The organism is Mycobacterium sp. (assembly GCF_032162105.1).
Lineage (GTDB): Bacteria > Actinomycetota > Actinomycetes > Mycobacteriales > Mycobacteriaceae > Mycobacterium.
This window is the reverse complement of record NZ_JAVRPS010000666.1, coordinates 1-4,305: the sequence shown is the minus strand read 5'-3', so window position 1 is coordinate 4,305 and position 4,305 is coordinate 1. Positions and strand designations below refer to the sequence as shown.

Here is a 4,305-nt window from a genome sequence, read left to right as displayed (position 1 = left end):
GCGGCGAGGTCGAACCCGGCGACGAAACCGCGCACCACCAGTGCCCCGACCAACAAGAGCGGATCGTCGAGGCCGCGGGCGACCGCAAGCGCTTGATCCACCTCGTCGACGTGGCCAGGAAAGCCAGCCCAGACGTCGAGGTATGCCCGATCGACCAACGCGCGGACACGCACTGCTGGAGACATCTCCGAACCGGACCTCGTCTGGTCCTCGGCCACGGCGTCAAACCATGCGAGGGCCTCCTTGATGTGGCCGCGTACGAGCCAAAACCGCGACAACGCCGAGGCCAACCGCAGTGCGCCATCGCTATCGCATCGCTCGCGGCTCCATGTGAAGGCGGAGCGAAGGTTGTCGATGTTCACGTCCGTGCGCGCGAGGAGTTGCTGGTGCTCGACCCGCGTCGTGCTCTCGAACGCGAGGGCCATCGCCGTGTAGTGGTCCTGGTGGCGAGTGCGTACGGCGTCGGCTTCTGATGACTCGCCAAGCTTCTCGAGCCCGTACTGCCGCACCGTTTCGAGCATTCGGTACCGCGTGCGTCCGCCAGCCTGTTCGGCCACGACGAGGGACTTGTCGACCAACAAGGTGAGCACGTCGAGGACCTGGTGCCGCTCCAAACCTCCGCCGCCGGCAACTGCCCGAGCGGCGTCGAGGTCGAATCCACCCACGAATACCGCCAGCCGGCGAAATAGCACGCGCTCGGGCTCGGTCAGCAGCGCATGCGACCAATCGACCGACGCCCGCAACGTCTGCTGCCGACGCACTGCCGCCCGCGAACCCCCTGTCAGCAGCCGAAACCGGTCGTACAGGCTGTCTAGGATCTCCTGGATCGACAACGCCCGCACCCGCGCGGCTGCCAACTCGATCGCCAGCGGCATGCCATCGAGGCGACGACAGATCTCGGAGACAGCACCGGCATCGTCATCGGTTACGCCGAAGTCGGGGCGCACCAGTCGGGCGCGATCGGTGAACAGTTCAATCGCCTCGTCGGCTAGCGAGAGCGACGGCAGCCGCCACGTCACCTCCCCCGCCCCGCCGATCGGCTCACGGCTCGTGGTCAACATCGTCACGCGGGGGCATGCGTCGAGAACTCTCAGGATCAGCGCCGCACACGTGTCGAGCAGGTGCTCGCAATTGTCGAGCACGATCAACAGTTGGCGCCCACTGAGGTAACGGACGATGGTGTCCGTCGTTGAGCGCTCGGGCTGATCGCGGAGTCCCAACGCGCCAATGACTGCTACCGGTACCAAGTCGGGATCGGTGATCGGCGCCAGGTCGACGTAGCTGACGTCGTCGCCAAACTCGCTGGCGGTCCGGATCGCGAGACGCGTCTTACCCGAACCGCCGGCGCCGGTGAGGGTCACCAAACGGTTGTTGGCGAGGATCCCGCGAACTTCGCGGATCTGCGCCTCACGCCCGATGAAACTGGTCAACTGCACCGGAAGACGTTGTGCAACAGCAGCTTCCGACGTCCGCAACGGCGGATACTCGTTGCCGACGTCAGGATGGCACAGCTGCACTACCCGCTCCGGTCGCGGCAGGCCCCGCAATACGTGCGAACCCAGATCGGTCAGCCACGCCTCGCCCGGCAGATGGTCGATCACGATCGCCTCGGTCACGCCCGACAGCACGGTCTGGCCACCGTGCGCCAGATCGCGCAGCCGAGCGGCCCGGTTGATGGTCGGGCCGATGTAGTTGCCCTCGTCGCGCAACTGGATCTCGCCGGTGTGCACGCCGATGCGCAGCCGGATCGGCGCCAACGGGGCGCGCTGCAATTCCAACGCGCACGCCACCGCGTTGCTGGCGCGCGCGAATGACAGCACGAAGCTGTCGCCTTCGCCCTGTTCGATCGGACGCACCCCGCGATGGACGGTGATGAGGTCAGCAAGCGTGGCATCGAGCCGCGCGATCGCGGCCGTCATCGCTTCCGGCTGGCTCTCCCACAACCGCGTCGAGCCCTCGACGTCGGCTAACAGCAACGTCACCGTTCCCGTCGGCAGCTCGCTCACGCCAAGATCACTCCACTCAGTTCGGATCATGCTAGCCAGCGTGCCGCTGCCGCGTAGGTCAAAACATCAGCGTATGCGCGTATTTCTACGACCCCCGCGTTGAGCAAATACGCGCTCCGACCGATGGTCTTGCGCCGCAGCCGCCGAATAGTCAACTCAACTGAAATGGAGGAACGCCATGGTTGAAACTGTTGACGATGTCGCCCTGAGTGAGTTGCCCCTGGCGCCGTTAAACCCGTTGCCGTATCGGCAGCAGGTGAGGGCGATCAGGGCTTTCCACACCGGGCTTGAAGCGTTGCGCGATGCGGGTGGACCGGTAACACGGCTCAGGCTCGGGCCGAAATGGCTCATGCCACCGATCGTCGTCGCCACCTCACCACTGAGCGCCCGCGACATCCTTGCGCGCAGCGGAAAGCATGTCGAAAGGACGCGAGTGCACCATGAAATGCGCCAACTGCTCGGCCCGAACCTGTTCAACCTCACCCACGAACCCTGGTTGCCGCGTCGGCGCGCGCTGCAACCGATCTTCACCAAACAGCACGTCGGCGAATTTGGCGGGCATATGGCCCAGGCCGCTCAAACGGTCGCCGACAGTTGGGTCGATCAAACCGACATCGACCTCGACACCGAATGCCGCAGACTGACGCTGCGCGCGCTCGGACGTTCAGTACTCGGGCTCGACCTGGACGAGCACACCAACGCCATCGCCGAACCGCTGCGGATAGCAGTGGAGTACGCGACCGATCGGGCGTTGCAGCCGCTACGCGCGCCGCGATGGTTGCCGACCCCGGCCCGCCACCGTGCCCGCGCCGCCAGCGAGACGCTGCACCGGCTCGCCGACGTGATCCTGCAAGCGTGCCGCGCTGATCCCACCCGCGACGCACCCCTGGTGCGGGCGCTAATCGCGGCCAGCGATCCCGGCACCGGGCGGGCATTGTCCGACAACGAGATCTGCGACGAGCTCATCTCGTTCATGCTTGCCGGCCACGACACCACAGCCACCACCCTGACCTATGCCCTGTGGGCGCTCGGCCACCACCCCGACATGCAGAACAAGGTCCGCGCCGAGGTTATTGCGCTCGGCGATCGCGAGCTGTCACCCGATGACGTTCCCGCCCTGGGGTACACCGTTGCGGTGCTGCATGAGGCGCTGCGGCTGTGCCCGCCGGCAGCGGTTACCGGCAGGATGGCCATGTGCGATCTCGATGTTCACGGCTACCGCGTCGAGGCCGGCACCATGCTCGTCGTCGGCATCTACGCACTACATCGCGACCCCGCCCTGTGGGATCACCCGCTAGTCTTCAACCCCGACCGATTCAGCGCACAAAACGCCAACGGACGCGACCGCTGGCAATACTTACCCTTCGGCGCCGGACCACGCTCGTGCATCGGCGACCACTTCGCCATGCTCGAAGCCACCCTCGCGCTGGCCACCATCATCCAGCGCATCAAGATCGAGTCCGTCGACGCGGATTTCCCGATGAGCGTGCCGTTCACCACCGTCGCCGCCGCACCCATCCGCGCGCGAGTCACCGACAGTCGCGAATGACGCGACGTCTTAACAACCGCTCCTGGGCGATGGCTGTTGCGGATCAAGTAGCCCTACGCCGGGACTCAATACGCTTCAGGCGAGATCAAGATGTCGGTAGTGATCGTTAGCGTCGGTCTCAGGACTTCCTCGTTGCCTGGGACCGAAGGGGGCTGCATTGCGGGTTCAGCAGGTTCTGCCGCCCAATGGCGGTCCGGAGTCGTGGACGGTGTTGGACGACCGATTCGCCGTGGTCGAGCCGGTTGACGTCTTTCTGGCCCACTTAACTGCGATAGAGCGGTCTCCGGGAACGGTCCGGGCGTATGCCTTCGATCTCCGGGACTACTTCGAGTTCTTGGCTGCTCATGAGATCGACTGGCGAACAGTACGTTTGGAACATCTCGGCCGATTCGTCGGTTGGCTGCGCCTTCCGCCGACGATGCGGACTCCATCGGTGACATCGCTTCCGACGATTGAGGCGCGGTGTTCGGCGCCGACGATCAACCGGAAGCTCGCGGCGGTGGGCTCGTTCTACAAGTTCCATCACCGACACGGCGTGGATTGCGGCGAGCTGCTGTCGACGATGAGAGCCGGTGGAGTGCGAGGGGCGTGGCGACCGTTTCTTGCCCACCTCGGTTCTGCTGGTGACCAGCGTCGCCGGACGATCAAGTTGAAGACCCACCGTCGGCTGCCTCGGGCGTTGTCTGAGGAGTCGGTCCAGCTGATCGTCGATGCGTGCGATCGGTTGCGTGATCGGTTCTTGATCGAGCT

At 65.2% G+C, this 4,305-nt stretch carries 3 protein-coding genes; 2 read left to right on the top strand and 1 reads right to left on the bottom strand.

What is annotated here, in order from left to right:
• On the bottom strand, positions 1–2,036 hold a 2,036-nt coding region (locus QOC69_RS33315), incomplete at its 3' end, for an ATP-binding protein (protein ID WP_526446758.1).
• Positions 2,037–2,184: 148 nt separating this feature from the next.
• Here QOC69_RS33315 and QOC69_RS33310 point away from each other — a divergent pair.
• Both QOC69_RS33310 and QOC69_RS33305 read left to right on the top strand, forming a co-directional pair.
• The gene (locus tag QOC69_RS33310) at positions 2,185–3,555 is read left to right on the top strand and encodes a cytochrome P450 (RefSeq protein WP_526446757.1); all 1,371 of its coding nucleotides are present in this window, start codon (positions 2,185–2,187) and stop codon (positions 3,553–3,555) included.
• A 157-nt stretch (positions 3,556–3,712) separates the two neighbouring features.
• Positions 3,713–4,305, top strand: a 593-nt coding sequence (locus QOC69_RS33305; RefSeq protein WP_526446756.1) for a site-specific integrase, incomplete at its 3' end; no start/stop codon positions are given.